Consider the following 14,901-nt stretch of genomic DNA (forward strand, 5'->3'; position numbering starts at 1 on the left):
AAGCTGGTCATGTGCGCCCTGTTCTGCACAGCCGGAGGAGCCGATGATCGTCACGCCTTACCTTCTGTTCCTGGGGGATGCCCCCGATCCGCTGACCGCCAAGGTTGCGCAAGGCATCCGCGACTGGCGCCCCGAGCATTGCGTGGGCCAGCTACGGCTCGACGGCTGCAAGGCGGACATGAAGCTGACCGACATGACACCCGCCGAGGCGGTTGCCGCCGGCGCCAAGACCATGGTCATCGGCGTTGCGAACCGGGGCGGGGTGATCTCTCCGGCGTGGAAGGAAATGCTGATCGAAGCGATGGAGGCGGGGCTGGACCTGGCCTCAGGCCTTCACAACCTGCTGCGCAACGAACCCGACCTCGTCGCGGCGGCTGAACGTACCGGGCGCGCCCTGCATGACGTGCGGGTCCCTGAAGTCAGCTATCCCATCGCAAATGGCGTGAAGCGGACAGGCAAGCGGGTGCTGGCGATCGGCACCGACTGCTCGGTTGGGAAGATGTACACCGCGCTGGCGATGGAGCGCGAGATGCGCGAGCGTGGCATGAAGGCGACCTTCCGCGCGACCGGGCAGACCGGGATCCTGATCACCGGTGACGGTGTTCCGCTGGATGCGGTGATCGCCGACTTCATGGCCGGCTCGATCGAGTACCTGACCCCGGACAACGACGCCGATCACTGGGATGTGGTCGAGGGGCAGGGCAGTCTGTTCCATGCCTCGTTTTCCGGCGTCACCCTGGCGCTGATCCACGGCAGTCAGCCCGACGCGCTGGTGCTGTGCCACGAGCCGACCCGCAGCCACATGCGCGGCCTGCCGGACTACCAGCTGCCCTCTCTCTCGGCGCTGCGCGAAACCGGTCTGCAGATGGCGCGGGTGGTAAATCCGAACGTCAAGGTGATCGGCATTTCGGTCAACACCGCCGGCCTCGGCGAGGACGAGGCGCGCGAGTACCTGGCGCGGCTCGAGAAAGAGCACGGGCTTCCGGCGGTCGATCCCTACCGGCACGGCGCGGGCGCGCTGGTGGACGCGCTGGAATGAGCTTCACCGCCACCGCCGAGCAGTTCGCCCTGCGCGAGGTGTTCACGATCTCGCGCGGCTCGCGCACCCATGCGCAGGTGGTGCACGTGACCGTTACCCGCGACGGCATCGCAGGGCAGGGCGAATGCGTGCCCTATCCGCGCTATGGCGAATCGGTGGAGAGCGTGATCGCGCAGATCCAGTCGCTGCCCGCGGACATCGACCGGCAGGCCTTGCAGCAGGCTCTGCCAGCCGGGGCGGCGCGAAATGCGGTGGATTGCGCGCTCTGGGACTGGGAGGCGAAAGCTGCAGGCACGCCGGTCTGGCAGCTTGCAGGGCTGGAGGCTCCGGGGCCGGTGCTGACCGCTTTCACCCTGTCGCTCGGCGCGCCTGAGGCGATGCACGAACAGGCGGCGCGCCAGGCCGAACGGCCCCTGCTGAAGGTCAAGCTGGGCGGCGGCGCCGAGGATGTCGCCCGGATCGAAGCGGTGCGCGCCGGCGCACCCAGGGCCCGGATCATCGTCGATGCGAACGAGGGCTGGAGCGCCGAGGAATACGCGCAGTTGGCGCCGGTCTTTCAGGACCTGGGCGTCGAGATGGTCGAGCAGCCGTTCCCGGCGGGTGATGACGATGCGCTCGCGGGCATGGACCGCCCGCTGACCGTCTGCGCCGACGAGGCCTGCCATGACCGGGCCTCGCTGTCTAGCCTGAAGGGCAAGTACGATATGGTGAACATCAAGCTCGACAAGACCGGCGGGCTGACCGAGGCGCTGGCGCTGCGCAATGCGGCGCGCGCCGAGGGCTATCGGGTGATGGTCGGCTGCATGGTCGGTACCTCGTTGGCGATGGCCCCCGCACTTCTGGTCGCGCAGGGCGCCGAGGTGGTGGATCTCGACGGGCCGCTGCTGCTGGCCGAGGACCGGATGCCTGCTATGGCGTTCCGCGAGGGCGGGCTGCACCCGGCCGAACGGGCGCTGTGGGGTTAGGCGGATTGGACTGCGAAAGGACAGACGGATGAGCCGGATCGTCTATGTGAACGGGGAGTATGTTCCCGAGGAAGAAGCCAAGATCTCGGTATTCGACCGGGGCTTCCTGATGGCCGATGGTGTTTACGAGGTGACCTCGGTGCTGGATGGCCGCCTGATCGACTTCCCCGGTCACATGGCGCGGCTTGAACGCTCGTTGACCGAATTGGACATGGCTGCGCCGGCTACCCGAGAGGACCTAGAGACGATCCACCGGGAGCTTTTGCAACGGAACGATCTGACCGAGGGCATGGTCTACTTGCAGGTCACACGCGGCGCGGCGGACCGTGATTTCGTCTATCCCGAAGGCGCGACGCCCAGCCTCGTGCTGTTCACCCAGGCGCGCCCGTTGATCGACAGTCCGACCGCCAGGACCGGTCTGAAGGTGATCGCGCTCGATGACATCCGCTGGGGGCGGCGTGACATCAAGACCGTGCAGCTTCTGGCGCCCTCGATGGCCAAGATGGCGGCGAAGGCGGCTGGCAAGGACGATGCCTGGATGGTCGAGGACGGCTACGTGACCGAGGGCACGTCGAACAACGCCTATATCGTCACGCAGGACGGCACGATCGTCACCCGGAACCTGTCGAACAGCATCCTGCACGGGATCACCCGTGCAGCTGTGCTGCGCCTTGCCGCCGAAGCGCAGATGAAGATCGAGGAACGTCCGTTCACCATTGCCGAAGCGCAGCAGGCCGCCGAGGCGTTCATCACCTCTGCCTCGTCCTTCGTATACCCGGTGGTCGAGATCGACGGTGTGAGCCTTGGTGACGGCACGCCGGGCAAGGTGGCGAAACGGTTGCGCGAGATCTACGTGGCCGAGGCGCTGAAAACCGCGATCTAGGCGAAGGACTCACCGGGTGCGCGCATCGCCGGAAGCGTGCGCATCCGGTCTCGCCAGCGCTCCATGGTGGGCGAGGGTGTCTCGCCGGCTTTCTCTACCCATTGAACGTAGCCCCAGATCGCGCAGTCGCCGATGCCGGGGGTATCGCCGTGGAAAAACGGCGCATCGCCCAGAAGGCGGTCGAAACGGTCGCGATCGGTCCGATAGCGGTCCCGGAGCCATTCGACCGCGCCGGGTGGGAACGCGTCGCCGCCGGGGCGGCGCGACTCGATGAGTTGCGGCAGGCACATGCCGATCCGGTTCGCCTCCCACATGAGCAGTTCTCGGGCACGGGTCAGGCCCGAGGCGCTTTCGCCTCCAAGGCAGGCGAAGCGGGTGGAAAGCTCCAGCAGGATCGCTCCGGACTGGGTGAAGGCCTGACCGTCGATCAGCAGCAGTGGCACTTCGGCGAAGGGGCTGGCCGCGAGAAACGCGGGCGCCCGCGTCTCGCGCGGCGCCCAGATGTCGACGGTCTCGATCCGGTGGGGCAGGCCGGAGAGCGCCAGAGCCAGAGCCACCTTGCAGGCGTGACCCGAGTCGCGGTGGCCATAAAGCAGGATGTCGGTCATGGAGCCCTCCTTCTCCGCCCTTGCTACACCGGGGCGCCGCGTCGAGGGCATGACGAATTGTCGAGCGCCCATCACGGCGCGGAATAGCTGCCCAAAGAAAAAGCCCCGCGCGAGGGCGGGGCTTTCGTCATTCGGCTTGTGGCGTTTCGCTCAGAGAGCGGCCTTGGCCTGATCCACGATGGCGTTGAACGCCTCGGGCTCGTGCACGGCCAGGTCGGCCAGAACCTTGCGGTCCACTTCGATGCCAGCCTTGATCAGGCCGCCCATGAACTGCGAGTAGTTCAGGCTTTCGTCGTGGGCGCGGACGCCGGCGTTGATGCGCTGGATCCACAGGGCGCGGAACGTGCGCTTCTTGGCCTTGCGGTCGCGGGTCGCGTACTGCTGCGCCTTGTCGACGGCCTGCGTCGCGGTGCGGAAGTTCGACTTGCGGGCGCCATAGTAGCCTTTGGCGGCCTTGATAACCTTGCGGTGACGGGCGTGAGCGGCGGCGCCGCCTTTAACACGGGACATTTATGCGACCTCCGATCAGCGGGCGTAAGGCATGTACGACTTGACGATCTTCTCGTCAGGCGCGCTCAGCGTGGTCGTACCGCGGGCATCGCGGATGAACTTGGTCGACCGCTTGATCATGCCGTGGCGCTTGCCGGCCTGGCCGGCCTTGACGCGACCGTTGGCGGTCACCTTGAAGCGCTTCTTGGCGCTCGACTTGGTCTTCATCTTGGGCATTTCGCTCTCCTTGCAGGAAGGGACGTTCAGGCGCGACTCGGCAGCCCTTATCAGCCGGCCGCACCAATGGAAGCGGCGCTATACCCGCTGTTTCGTCCCTGTGCAAGGGCCATGCCCTAGGAGGCGAGCTTCTTCTGCGCCGCGAACGGGCTGAGGCCAAGCCATTTCTGCATGGTTCGGGCCAGGGTGCGGCTTCCGTCGAACTCGATCCGCTCCAGCGCGCCGTGAACGGTGTCGATCCCCATCCAGATGGCGGTGAGCGTGCGCAGATCGGTGGTTACGTAGAGGTCGACCTCGAAACCCGGGTCCGACCAGCAAAGATCCACGTCGCCGTCGGGTTCGACCACAAGCCAGGCCAGCTGCTTGCTTTGCGGCTGGTCGTGAAAGCGGAACTGAACGACCGTTCTTTTGCTGGGCAGCGGCTCGGGATCCAGGTTGCGGCGCATGTCCCACATCAGCAGCGAGGGGTCGAGATTGTCGAGCGTCACCGTGGACTCGACCCATTTCTGCCCCCAGATGCCCATCGCCTGCACCACCGGCAACAGGTCGAGGCCCGCAGGCGTCATCTTGTATTCGTAGACATGCGGATCGCCGCGCAGCGGCTGGCGGTCGACGATCCCCCAGCTTTCCAGTTCGCGAAGGCGCTTCGCGAGCAGGGTGCGGGACATGCGCGGCACGCCGCGCTGGAGGTCGTTGAACCGCGTCGAGCCGGCGGTGAGTTCCCGCACCACCAGCATGGTCCACCTGGTGCAGAGGATCTCGGCCGCCATCGCAACGGGGCAGAACTGGTTGTAGCCGGCTTGGGTCATGTACGCGCTCCCTCGATACCATCGGTCCCGAACTGCGCAGGCATAGCACGAAGGCGAGGGGCTGACCGGTCCAGAAACTGGACCTGCCAGTCCAGATGCGGGACTGGAGGCACCCGGTCCGGATTCGGCACCCTGTCCAAGGTATGCATGCAGGAACCTGCATACATCCTAGCAGATTTCCGGCCTGACGGTCGGGAGAGTTCGATGGGGGAAGGTATGACATTGACTCTGAAGGGACTGAATGGCGGCGAGGTCACCATATCCGGGGACCAGCTGGAGGCACTGCAGGGGCAGTTGAGAGGGGCGCTGATCCAGCCGGGCGACCCAGGCTATGACGAGTCGCGGACGCTTTGGAACGCTATGCACGACCGCAAACCGGGCCTCGTGGTTCGGGCGCTGGGTACCGGGGACATCCGCGCTGCGGTGAACTTCGCGCGTGAGAACGCGTTGCGGATCGCGGTGAAGGGCGGCGGACACCAGATCGCCGGGCTTGCGGTGGCCGATGGCGCAGTGTTGCTGGATCTTGGCCAGATGCGCGCCGTGCACGTGGATCCGGACGCGCGGACGGTGCAGGTCGATCCGGGCGCGCTGCTGTCGGACATCGACCGGGAGACCGAGCTCTACGGGCTGGCGATGCCGTTGGGCATCAACTCGACGACAGGGATCTCGGGGTTCACGCTGGGTGGGGGCTTTGGTTGGACGACGCGCAAGTTCGGCCTGACCATCGACAACCTGCTGTCGGCCGTCGTGGTCACAGCCGATGGAAAGATCCTGCGCACCAGCGAGACCGAGCACCCGGACCTGTTCTGGGCGATCCGCGGCGGGGGCGGAAACTTCGGCGTGGTCGCCTCGTTCGAGTTCAGGCTGCACCCGCTCGGGCCGGAGATCCTCTCGGGGCTGATCGTGCATCCGATGGACGATGCGCCCGAGCTGATGGCGAAATGGCGGGACATCTGCGCCAAGGCGCCGGACGAGCTGACGGTCTGGACCGTGTTGCGACAGGCGCCGCCGCTGCCCTTCCTGCCCGAGGAATGGCATGGACGCGAGATCCTGGTCTTCGGTGCCTGCTACGCGGGCGACATGGCCGAGGGCGAGGTGGCGATGAAGGAGTTGCGCAGCCTCGGCAACCCGATCGCGGACGTGATCGCTCCGCACCCGCTACACGGGTGGCAGGCGGCGTTCGACCCGCTGCTGACGCCGGGGGCGCGGAACTACTGGAAGAGCCACGATTTCACCAGCTTCAGTGACGAGGCGATCGCGGTGATCCTCGACGCGGCACGGAACCTGCCTGACCCACAGTCCGAGATCGCGCTGGCGCACCTGGGTGGCGCGATGACACGAGTGGCGCCGGACGCCATGGCCTGGCCGCAGCGGGCGGCGCATTTCACCATGAACGTGCACACCCGTTGGGAGGACCCGGCCAAGGACGATCACTGCATCGGCTGGGCACGGCGGCTGTTCGACGACAGCGCTCCCTATTCGGCGGGCACGGTCTACGTCAACTTCATCCCCGGCGACGAGGAAGGCCGGGTGCGCGAAGCCTATGGCGGCAACCTGGACCGGCTGCGGAAGGTGAAGGCGAAGTACGATCCCGAAAACCTGTTCCGGGTGAACCACAACATCGCCCCGGAAGTTGTCGCCCACGCGGCGCAGTAGTCCGGGCGGCATCTGAAACGACAACGGCCGCCGGGGAGACCGGCGGCCGTTCGCGTAACTGGCGGGGGAGGGTTACTCCGGCCCGCCGGCGAAGATCTTTGCTTCGTCCACCGGGGCGACGCGCAGGATGTTCGTCGTGCCCGGCGTGTTGAAGGGCACACCTGCGGTGACGACGATGAAATCCTCGTCGCCGCCGAAGCCGTAAGCCTTGGCGGCGCGGGCGGCGCTCACGACGGCCATCTTGAATCGCTCGACTTCCGCGGTGACGACGCAGGTCAGGCCCCAGGTCAGGCACAGGCGCCGGGCGGTGCCGGTCTTGGGCGTCAGCGCGATGATTGGCACGCGCGGCTTCTCTCGGCTCATCAGCGAGGCGGTGGTGCCCGAGTGGGTGAAGCAGCAGATCGCTTTCACGTCCGTCGTTTCGGCGACTTCACGGGCTGCAGCGGTGATCGACTCGCCGACCGAGGCTTTTGACGGCGTGCGCGAGGCCTCGATGACCTGTCGGTAGATGTCGTCGCTCTCGACCGATTCGGCGACCGAGCTCATCGTGGTGACGGCTTCGATCGGGTAGTCGCCGGCGGCGGATTCCGCCGACAGCATGACGGCGTCGGCACCCTCGTAGATCGCCTGCGCCACGTCCGACACCTCGGCGCGGGTCGGCACCGGGCTGGAAATCATGCTTTCCATCATCTGGGTGGCGACGATCACCGGCTTGCCGACCCGGCGGCACTCGCGGACCAGGCGCTTCTGGATCGGCGGCAGCTCGTGCACAGGCAGTTCGACGCCCAGATCGCCGCGGGCGACCATGATGCCGTCCGAAGCGGCGAGGATCTCGCCGAAGGCCTTCACCGCTGCGGGCTTCTCGATCTTGGCGAGCACGGCGGCGCGGCCCTTGGCCAGACCGCGGGCTTCCTCGACGTCGGCGGCGCGCTGCACGAAGGACAGGGCCAGCCAGTCGACGCCCAGCTCGCAGACGAACTCCAGATCCTCGCGGTCCTTATCGGAAAGCGCAGCCAGCGGAAGCACCACGTCGGGAACGTTCACGCCCTTCCGGTTCGAGATCTCGCCGCCGACGATCACTTCGCAATCGGCATGCTCGCCATTCACCTCACGGACCTGCAGGCGGATCTTGCCGTCGTTGACCAGCAGCGTGGAGCCTTCGGTCAGCGCTTGGAAAATCTCGGGGTGAGGCAGCTGCACGCGCTTGGCGTCGCCCGGCTTGTCGTTGAGGTCGAAGCGGAAAGGCTGGCCTTCCTCGAGCATGACAGCGCCGTCCTTGAAGGTGCCGCAGCGCAGTTTCGGCCCCTGAAGGTCGGCCAGCACGCAGATCGGTCGTTCGAACTCGACTTCCAGGTCGCGCAGGATCTCATGGCGTTTGCGGATATCCTCGTGGGTCCCGTGAGACATGTTCAGACGGAACACGTCGGCACCGGCCTCGAACAGCGCCTTGATAGTCTCGTAGTCGCTGGAGGCGGGGCCGAGGGTGGCCACGATTTTCACGTTGCGCTTGCGTCGTAACATCGATCTTCCTGAACGTTCGAGGGGGCCTCGGCGCGGCTTATAACGGCCGAAACCCGGAATGTCCGTCAAAAATCCGAGGTTTTGCAGAAAATTCGGGGATCGGCGGAATCGTGCACCACGACGGCCTTTCCCCGGGCTCGCCTACGGAGTATCCGGGGCGGCATGAAGGACGCCGCCCCTGCCCACCCCGCTTTCGAACTGCTGGATCCGGATGCACCCGGCCCTGCGCTGGTGTTGTGCGATCATGCCTCGAACGCCGTACCCGAGTGGTGCGCGGGGGGCGATCTGGGGCTGTCAGCGGCGGACATGGGCCGGCACATCGCCTGGGATCCGGGCGCGGCGGGCGTGTCGCGGCGGTTGGCTCAGGAGCTTGGCGCGCCGGCAGTGCTGTCGACCTTCTCGCGGCTGGTGATCGATCCGAACCGGGGGCCGGACGATCCGACGCTGCTGATGAAGCTCTACGATGGCTCGATCATCCCGGCGAACCGCAACGCGGATGCGGCCGAGGTCGCCCGGCGGCGGCAACTGGCCTACGATCCGTATCACGACGCGATCACCGGGCAGATCGACACGATGCTGGCGCGCGGAACGACGCCGCATCTGGTCGCGATTCACAGTTTCACGCCCAAGCTGCGCGGCAAGCCGCCCCGGCCCTGGCATGTGGCAGTGCTCTATGGGCGCGACGATCGCCTTGCCCGCCCGCTGATCGAGGCGCTGCGGGCCGAGGGCGATTTGGTCGTGGGCGATAACGAACCCTACACCGGCGATCTGGAGGGCGACTGCATGGATCGACACGGCACCAAGCGGGATCTGCCGCATGTACTTGTCGAGGTGCGCAACGACCTGATCGCCGACACGCCGGGGCAGGCGGCCTGGGCGGCACGTCTTGCGCGCGTGCTGTCGGCGGTACTGCCCGCGAAAGGGTGACAAGCGGCCTCGCGAGGCTTACCTCAGCAGAAACTTATGGAGGCCATGATGGACGACCGCACCCGTATCGAACTCGAAGCCGCAGCCTTCCGCCGCCTGCGCGACCACTTGGCCGAGCGGACGGATGTGCAGAACATCGACATGATGAACCTCGCCGGGTTCTGCCGGAACTGCCTGAGCCGCTGGTACCAGGAAGCCGCCAACGAGCGCGGCATCGAGATGTCCAAGGACGAGGGGCGCGAGGCCTTCTACGGCATGCCCTATGACGAGTGGCGCGAGAAGTATCAGACCGAAGCGACCGATACCCAGAAGGCCGCCTTCGAAAAGTCCCACACGGGACACTGAGACAGGGCCACCGACACCGGCTGTTCAGAAGATGAACATGTCCGCCGTCAGATCGGCGGCGGTGATCTCTTTCGAAATGTCGATCAGAACCAGCCAGTCGTCGGGCAGGTCCCGCTCGGCGTCCAGCACGGGGATCTTGATCGACAGCCGACCCACCTTGCGCTCTGTCACATCGAGCGCGCCGAAGCTGGTGCCATAGCTGGCCAAGTCGATCAGGTCCTTGCCGACCTCGAACCGGCGCACGGTGTCGCGCTCGCCGTCGTAGTCGAAGATGAACACATCGGGCAGCGAAGTGCCGAAGATCACTTCCTTCGCGGTGCTCGTGGTCTCGCCCAGCAATTGCGGTGTCGCTTCTGGGATGCCCTCTGCGAAGATGAAATCGTCCACGCTCAGCAACATGCGGTCTTCGGGGATGTCGGCTTTTGCAGGCTGTTCGAAGGTGATCCGGATCCGCTCTTCGGCCTGGTAATCGACCACATACTCGGTGAGGCTGAGGCGCTTGACCGACAGCTTGTCCCAGCTTGCATCGAGCGCAGTCAGGTCAATCAGGTCGGTCCCGTCCTCGAAGTCGAGGACCGCGTCCGTCTTGCCATCGTTGCGCAGGGTGAAGATGTCCGGCCCCTCGGCGCCCTTCAGCGTGTCACGTCGCGCGGTGTCCCGCAGGACCGGGGCGAAGGGAGTGTCGAACGGGGTCAGGAACATCAGTGGCCTCGCGTGGGGGGGTCGGCCTCCGTGGTGCCTCGAACGTGGTTAACCGCGGGTTAAGCGGTGCCGTCTTGCAATCCGGCGGGTCTGTGGTAGGCCACGGCGCGACCGAAGGGTGCAGAAATTCCGGAGTGACGCGCGCATGGACGGGCTGGCCGAGCTTAAGCAGAAGTGGACCGAGGCAATCGAAGCTGCCGCCGACGAGGCGGCGCTTGAGGAGGTTCGCGTCTCCGCGCTGGGCAAGAAGGGCGAAGTAAGCCTGAAGATGCGCGAGCTCGGCGGCATGTCCCCCGAAGAGCGCCAGACCGCCGGTCCTGCACTGAACGCGCTCAAGACCGAGTTGACCGACGCCATGCTCGCCCGCCGCGCCGTCCTGGCCGAAGCGGCGCTGGATGCCCGGCTGCAGGCCGAGCGTGTCGACGTCTCACTGCCGCCGCGTCCGCGCCGCGTAGGTACCATCCACCCCGTCAGCCAGGTCACCGAGGAGGTCATCGCGATTTTCGCCGATCTCGGTTACGCGGTGGCCGAGGGGCCGCAGATCGAAAGCGACTGGTACAATTTCGACGCGTTGAACATCCCGCCCGAGCACCCCGCCCGGCAAGAGCATGACACGTTCTTCATGCACCGCGACGAAGGCGACAACCGCCCGCCGCATGTGCTGCGGACCCACACGTCTCCGGTCCAGATCCGCTACATGGAAGAGCATGGCGTGCCGTGCCGCATCATCGCGCCGGGCAGGGTCTATCGCGCGGACTACGACCAGACGCACACGCCGATGTTCCACCAGGTCGAGGGCCTGTGCATCGGCGAGGATGTGTCGATGGCGAACCTTAAGTGGACGCTTGAGGAGTTCTTCAGCGCCTTCTTCGGGCGCGACGTGGAGACCCGGTTCCGCGCCTCGCACTTCCCGTTCACCGAGCCGTCGGCCGAGGTCGACATCCAATGCAGCTGGGAGGGCGGTGCCCTGAAGATCGGCGAGGGTAACGACTGGCTCGAGGTCTTGGGCTCGGGGATGGTGCATCCGAAGGTCCTGACCGCTGCCGGCGTTGACCCAGACAAGTATCAGGGCTTCGCTTTCGGGATGGGGATCGACCGGCTGGCGATGCTGAAATACGGGACGCCGGACCTGCGGGCGTTCTTCGACAGCGATCTGCGCTGGTTGAAGCACTACGGCTTCTCGCCGCTGGACGTGCCGCGCACTTTCGCCTGAGCTGTTTGGGGAATTTAGAAGCTAGGGTCCGGCCGACAATGGCCGGATCAAAACGCGGTAATGCTGGTCTGCGCCGCAAGGTGACGCATGTTGATCGCCGGCGTGAACGCTACACGCCAGGCAACGCCTGCCCGGAAGGCGCGACTACCAGTTCCGGACTTCCTCGATCTTCTCGTTGATATCCGCGCCAGCGTCACGGATGCCGTCCTTGATCATGCTCAGGACCGCAAAGACATTCAGAGCGACGATCGATGCCGTCAGAACGACCCAGTCCACGGTGACCGCGCCGTCCTCGTCCTTTTTCAGAGCTTTCAATTTGCCAAGCATGGTGCACCTCGCGCTTCCATGGAAACCTTTATGGCCCCCAATCTCTGCGGAAACGGGGCCGGATTGTGGCAATCTTTAGGCGTGTAATAGTGCAATGTGTGCAATTATAGGTTTATCGCCGGTAACCCGCCACCTGCGCTCTTCGACCGTCTCTGCCACCCGCCCCCTTTTCCTTCGCGCAGGCTTCCACTAAGAGGCCCAAGACCGCTGATCCACGCAAAGGCACGGCAATGAAGTTCACGCTCTCCTGGCTCAAGGACCATCTGGAAACGGACGCCACACTCGAGGAGATCCTCGAGGCGCTGACCGACCTGGGACTGGAAGTCGAAGGGGTCACCGACCCCGCGGCCAAGCTGGGGGCGTTTACCGTTGGCGAGGTGCTCCACGCCGAACAGCATCCCGATGCCGACCGCCTGCGGGTCTGCCGCGTTCAGACCTCGGATGGCGAGAAGCAGATCATTTGCGGTGCGCCGAACGCGCGGGCCGGGATCAAGGTCGTCGTGGCGCAGCCCGGCGATTATATTCCAGGTATCGACGTGACCATTCAGGTCGGGAAGATCCGCGGGATCGAGAGCTACGGCATGATGCTCTCCGAGCGCGAGATGGAACTTTCGGACGAGCATGACGGCATCATCGAACTGGGCGCGGACGCCGAGGTCGGCCAGCGCTATATCGACTATGTCGGCAAGACCGATCCGACGATCGAGATCGCGATTACGCCGAACCGCCCCGATGCGCTGGGTGTACATGGTATCGCGCGCGATCTGGCGGCGCGAGGCATCGGTACGCTGAAGCCGATATCGGACATAGTTGTAAAGGGCAGCTACGGGACACCGATCAAGGTAATTCTTGACGAGAGCGTGAAGGACCGCGCCTGTCCGCTGTTCCTGGGCCGGACGATCAAGGGCGTGAAGAACGGCCCGTCCCCCGCCTGGCTGCAGGAGCGGCTGAGGGCCATCGGCCTGCGCCCGATTTCGGCGCTGGTCGATATCACCAACTACATGACCTACGACCTGAACCGGCCGCTCCACGTCTTCGATGCGGACAAGGTCAAGGGCGACCTTGTAGTCCGCCTTGCCCAGCCCGGCGAAACCCTGACCGCGCTGGACGAAAAGACCTACACGTTCGACGGCTCGGAAACCGTGATCGCCGACGAGAACGGCGTCGAGTCGATCGGCGGCATCATGGGAGGGCTTCCCTCGGGCTGCACCGAGGAGACGGTGAACGTCTTCCTTGAAGGCGCGTTCTTTGATCCGATCCTCACCGCGCAGGGGGGCCGCAAGCTGCGCATCAACTCGGACGCGCGCTATCGGTTCGAGCGGGGGATTGACCCCGAGTTCACGCCGCGTGGCATCGAGATTGCGACGCAGATGATCCTCGATCTTTGCGGCGGCGAACCCTCGGAAGTCTGGACCGCGGGCGAGATCCCGCAGACGGCGCGTTTCTACCCGCTCGACACCAGCCGCGTCTCCAGCCTCGTCGGAATGGACATTCCCGAGGCCGAGCAAATCCGCATCCTGACCGCGCTGGGCTTCGGCGTGGCCAAGGAGCATGGCAGTGTCGAGGTCTGGGTGCCCAGCTGGCGGCCCGACGTGCAGGGCTCGGCGGACCTGGTCGAAGAGATCGCCCGCGTCGCCTCGCTGACCAAGCTGGAAAGCAAGCCCATGAGCCGCACACCCGGCGTTGCGCGGCCGATCCTGACGCCGATGCAGGTGCGCGAGGGTACGGTTCGGCGGACGCTCGCGACGCTGGGCCTGAACGAGTGCGTGACCTATTCCTTCATCGACAGCGAGGCGGCAGAGCTTTTTGGTGGTGGCGCGCAGGCGACAAGCCTTGCCAACCCGATCTCGACCGAGATGAGCCACATGCGGCCGGACCTTCTGCCGGCGCTGCTGCGTGCGGCCGCCCGGAACCAGGCACGCGGATTTGGCGAACTGGGACTTTTCGAGGTTGGCCCGGCCTGGACCGGCGGCGAACCCGAGGACCAGCTGCGCCTGGCGGCCGGGCTGCGGGTCGGTCACACCGGTCCGCGTGATCCGTTCGGCGCGCGCCGTGCGGTGGACGTGTTCGACGCTCGCGCCGATGCCGAAGCTGCGCTTGCCGCGATCGGTGCGCCGGACAGGCTGACCGTGACCACCACCGCGCCAGGCTGGTATCACCCGGGCCGCTCCGGCGTTCTGGGGCTGGGGCCGAAAACCCCGTTGGCGGTGTTCGGGGAGTTGCATCCGAAGGTGCTCGAAGCACTCGACGTCAAGGGCCCGGCCGTGGGCTTCAGCCTGTTCCTCGACAACGTGCCGATGCCGCGCAAGTCCGATAGCGCACGTCCGGCGTTGCGGATCTCGGACTACCAGGCGGTCGAGCGTGACTTTGCTTTCGTGGTCGATGCCGACACGCCCGCCGATGCGATCCTGCGCGCGGCCAAGGGTGCAGACAAGCAGCTGATCGACAGCGTCAGCGTCTTCGACGTCTTCGCAGGCGATAAGGCCGAGGCGCAGATGGGCGAAGGCAAGAAATCGGTCGCCATCGCGGTTCGGTTGCAGCCTACCGAGGGCACGCTGACCGACAAGCAGATCGAGGCCGTGGCCGATAGGGTCGTGGCCCAGGTGAGGAAGGCCACGGGCGGAACGTTGCGCGGCTGAGCAAGTCCCGTGTCCCTCAGGGCGCGGGAACACAAGACAGGGGGAAGCCGATGCAGCTGAACGTTTACCTCTCGGGTGAGATCCACACCGACTGGCGAGACGAGATCCGCGCCGGGGTGAAATCCGCTGGCCTTGAGGTGCGGTTCTCGGAGCCGGTCACCGATCACGCGGCCTCGGACGATTGCGGCGTCGCGATCCTCGGGGCCGAGCCGGACAAGTTCTGGCACGACCGCAAGGGCGCGGCGCTCAACAGCATCCGCACGCGCAAGGGGATTGAGGATGCTGACGTTGTCGTCGTGCGCTTCGGCGACAAGTACAAGCAGTGGAACGCGGCGTTCGACGCAGGCTACGCGGCAGCGTTGGGCAAGTCGCTGATCGTTCTGCATGGCCCGGAGCACGCCCATGCGCTGAAGGAAGTCGACGCCGCCGCCCAGGCCGTGGCCGAGACCCCCGCACAGGTGGTGTCGCTTCTGCGCTACGTCTTGACCGGCAAGCTGCCGCAGGGCTGATCTGTCAGCAGCACTCGTGGGGTGCTGCTGCC

16 protein-coding genes are annotated in these 14,901 nt (G+C 65.8%); 9 read left to right on the forward strand and 7 right to left on the reverse strand.

From position 1 onward, the window contains the following. The first annotated feature begins 43 nt into the window (after positions 1–43). From dgcN to ACW9UR_RS01375, 3 genes are read left to right on the forward strand one after another with little or no spacing between them, the layout of a single operon-like run. Positions 44–1,039 (forward strand): N-acetyltransferase DgcN, encoded by a 996-nt coding sequence (gene dgcN / locus ACW9UR_RS01365; protein WP_458915102.1) that lies wholly within the window; start codon positions 44–46, stop codon positions 1,037–1,039. Then, positions 1,036–2,004: an N-acetyl-D-Glu racemase DgcA gene (gene dgcA / locus ACW9UR_RS01370; RefSeq protein ID WP_458915103.1), complete on the forward strand. Its 969-nt coding sequence runs from the start codon at positions 1,036–1,038 to the stop codon at positions 2,002–2,004. Before dgcN ends, dgcA begins: the two co-directional genes overlap by 4 nt. 28 nt (positions 2,005–2,032) lie before the next feature. Then, a complete protein-coding gene (locus ACW9UR_RS01375; protein ID WP_458915104.1) occupies positions 2,033–2,887 on the forward strand; it encodes a D-amino-acid transaminase in 855 nt (284 codons plus the stop codon). On the opposite strand, the gene ACW9UR_RS01380 is transcribed toward ACW9UR_RS01375, so the two are convergent. From ACW9UR_RS01380 to ACW9UR_RS01395, 4 genes are all read right to left on the reverse strand, one after another. After that, positions 2,884–3,495, reverse strand: a complete 612-nt coding sequence (locus ACW9UR_RS01380; protein WP_458915105.1) for a glutathione S-transferase family protein — start codon at positions 3,493–3,495, stop codon at positions 2,884–2,886. The genes ACW9UR_RS01375 and ACW9UR_RS01380 overlap by 4 nt on opposite strands. Before the next feature lie 150 nt (positions 3,496–3,645). Continuing rightward, the gene (gene rplT, locus ACW9UR_RS01385; RefSeq protein ID WP_458915106.1) at positions 3,646–4,005 is read right to left on the reverse strand and encodes a 50S ribosomal protein L20; all 360 of its coding nucleotides are present in this window, start codon (positions 4,003–4,005) and stop codon (positions 3,646–3,648) included. A 15-nt stretch (positions 4,006–4,020) separates the two neighbouring features. Beyond that, positions 4,021–4,221, reverse strand: a complete 201-nt coding sequence (gene rpmI, locus ACW9UR_RS01390; protein WP_458915107.1) for a 50S ribosomal protein L35 — start codon at positions 4,219–4,221, stop codon at positions 4,021–4,023. Positions 4,222–4,337: 116 nt separating this feature from the next. Continuing rightward, the gene (locus tag ACW9UR_RS01395; protein ID WP_458915108.1) at positions 4,338–5,030 is read right to left on the reverse strand and encodes a winged helix-turn-helix transcriptional regulator; all 693 of its coding nucleotides are present in this window, start codon (positions 5,028–5,030) and stop codon (positions 4,338–4,340) included. A gap of 216 nt (positions 5,031–5,246) precedes the next feature. On the opposite strand from ACW9UR_RS01395, the gene ACW9UR_RS01400 reads away from it, so the two are divergent. Further along, on the forward strand, positions 5,247–6,686 hold the full coding sequence (locus tag ACW9UR_RS01400; protein WP_458915109.1) for an FAD-binding oxidoreductase: 1,440 nt from the start codon (positions 5,247–5,249) through the stop codon (positions 6,684–6,686). A 72-nt stretch (positions 6,687–6,758) separates the two neighbouring features. On the opposite strand, the gene pyk is transcribed toward ACW9UR_RS01400, so the two are convergent. Continuing rightward, positions 6,759–8,207: a pyruvate kinase gene (gene pyk / locus ACW9UR_RS01405; RefSeq protein ID WP_458915110.1), complete on the reverse strand. Its 1,449-nt coding sequence runs from the start codon at positions 8,205–8,207 to the stop codon at positions 6,759–6,761. Positions 8,208–8,369: 162 nt separating this feature from the next. Here pyk and ACW9UR_RS01410 point away from each other — a divergent pair, with 162 nt between their 5' ends. Both ACW9UR_RS01410 and ACW9UR_RS01415 read left to right on the forward strand, forming a co-directional pair. After that, positions 8,370–9,134 (forward strand): N-formylglutamate amidohydrolase, encoded by a 765-nt coding sequence (locus ACW9UR_RS01410; protein WP_458915111.1) that lies wholly within the window; start codon positions 8,370–8,372, stop codon positions 9,132–9,134. Positions 9,135–9,182: 48 nt separating this feature from the next. Continuing rightward, positions 9,183–9,479, forward strand: a complete 297-nt coding sequence (locus ACW9UR_RS01415) for a DUF1244 domain-containing protein (RefSeq protein WP_458915112.1) — start codon at positions 9,183–9,185, stop codon at positions 9,477–9,479. A 24-nt stretch (positions 9,480–9,503) separates the two neighbouring features. Here the strand turns inward: ACW9UR_RS01415 and ACW9UR_RS01420 are convergent, their stop codons facing one another. Further along, positions 9,504–10,181 (reverse strand): hypothetical protein, encoded by a 678-nt coding sequence (locus ACW9UR_RS01420; protein WP_458915113.1) that lies wholly within the window; start codon positions 10,179–10,181, stop codon positions 9,504–9,506. Between the two features lie 154 nt (positions 10,182–10,335). On the opposite strand from ACW9UR_RS01420, the gene pheS reads away from it, so the two are divergent. After that, positions 10,336–11,394 carry a phenylalanine--tRNA ligase subunit alpha gene (gene pheS, locus ACW9UR_RS01425; RefSeq protein WP_458915290.1) on the forward strand — a complete coding sequence of 353 codons (1,059 nt, stop codon included), beginning with the start codon at positions 10,336–10,338 and terminating at the stop codon, positions 11,392–11,394. 144 nt (positions 11,395–11,538) lie between these two features. On the opposite strand, the gene ACW9UR_RS01430 is transcribed toward pheS, so the two are convergent. Continuing rightward, positions 11,539–11,721 (reverse strand): Flp family type IVb pilin, encoded by a 183-nt coding sequence (locus ACW9UR_RS01430; protein WP_458915114.1) that lies wholly within the window; start codon positions 11,719–11,721, stop codon positions 11,539–11,541. A 230-nt stretch (positions 11,722–11,951) separates the two neighbouring features. Here ACW9UR_RS01430 and pheT point away from each other — a divergent pair, with 230 nt between their 5' ends. After that, on the forward strand, positions 11,952–14,360 hold the full coding sequence (gene pheT, locus ACW9UR_RS01435; protein WP_458915115.1) for a phenylalanine--tRNA ligase subunit beta: 2,409 nt from the start codon (positions 11,952–11,954) through the stop codon (positions 14,358–14,360). A gap of 50 nt (positions 14,361–14,410) precedes the next feature. After that, positions 14,411–14,869 carry a YtoQ family protein gene (locus ACW9UR_RS01440; protein ID WP_458915116.1) on the forward strand — a complete coding sequence of 153 codons (459 nt, stop codon included), beginning with the start codon at positions 14,411–14,413 and terminating at the stop codon, positions 14,867–14,869. Positions 14,870–14,901 lie beyond the last annotated feature (32 nt).

The organism is Halovulum sp. GXIMD14794 (genome assembly GCF_054457455.1).

Excerpts from the sequence above, each read along its gene's own strand:
- dgcN (WP_458915102.1), top strand. The coding sequence starts at position 44 with ATGATCGTCACGCCTTACCTTCTGTTCCTGGGGGATGCCCCCGATCCG.
- dgcA (WP_458915103.1), top strand. The coding sequence starts at position 1,036 with ATGAGCTTCACCGCCACCGCCGAGCAGTTCGCCCTGCGCGAGGTGTTC.
- ACW9UR_RS01375 (WP_458915104.1), top strand. The coding sequence starts at position 2,033 with ATGAGCCGGATCGTCTATGTGAACGGGGAGTATGTTCCCGAGGAAGAA.
- ACW9UR_RS01380 (WP_458915105.1), bottom strand. The coding sequence starts at position 3,495 with ATGACCGACATCCTGCTTTATGGCCACCGCGACTCGGGTCACGCCTGC.
- rplT (WP_458915106.1), bottom strand. The coding sequence starts at position 4,005 with ATGTCCCGTGTTAAAGGCGGCGCCGCCGCTCACGCCCGTCACCGCAAG.
- rpmI (WP_458915107.1), bottom strand. The coding sequence starts at position 4,221 with ATGCCCAAGATGAAGACCAAGTCGAGCGCCAAGAAGCGCTTCAAGGTG.
- ACW9UR_RS01395 (WP_458915108.1), bottom strand. The coding sequence starts at position 5,030 with ATGACCCAAGCCGGCTACAACCAGTTCTGCCCCGTTGCGATGGCGGCC.
- ACW9UR_RS01400 (WP_458915109.1), top strand. The coding sequence starts at position 5,247 with ATGACATTGACTCTGAAGGGACTGAATGGCGGCGAGGTCACCATATCC.
- pyk (WP_458915110.1), bottom strand. The coding sequence starts at position 8,207 with ATGTTACGACGCAAGCGCAACGTGAAAATCGTGGCCACCCTCGGCCCC.
- ACW9UR_RS01410 (WP_458915111.1), top strand. The coding sequence starts at position 8,370 with ATGAAGGACGCCGCCCCTGCCCACCCCGCTTTCGAACTGCTGGATCCG.
- ACW9UR_RS01415 (WP_458915112.1), top strand. The coding sequence starts at position 9,183 with ATGGACGACCGCACCCGTATCGAACTCGAAGCCGCAGCCTTCCGCCGC.
- ACW9UR_RS01420 (WP_458915113.1), bottom strand. The coding sequence starts at position 10,181 with ATGTTCCTGACCCCGTTCGACACTCCCTTCGCCCCGGTCCTGCGGGAC.
- ACW9UR_RS01430 (WP_458915114.1), bottom strand. The coding sequence starts at position 11,721 with ATGCTTGGCAAATTGAAAGCTCTGAAAAAGGACGAGGACGGCGCGGTC.
- pheT (WP_458915115.1), top strand. The coding sequence starts at position 11,952 with ATGAAGTTCACGCTCTCCTGGCTCAAGGACCATCTGGAAACGGACGCC.
- ACW9UR_RS01440 (WP_458915116.1), top strand. The coding sequence starts at position 14,411 with ATGCAGCTGAACGTTTACCTCTCGGGTGAGATCCACACCGACTGGCGA.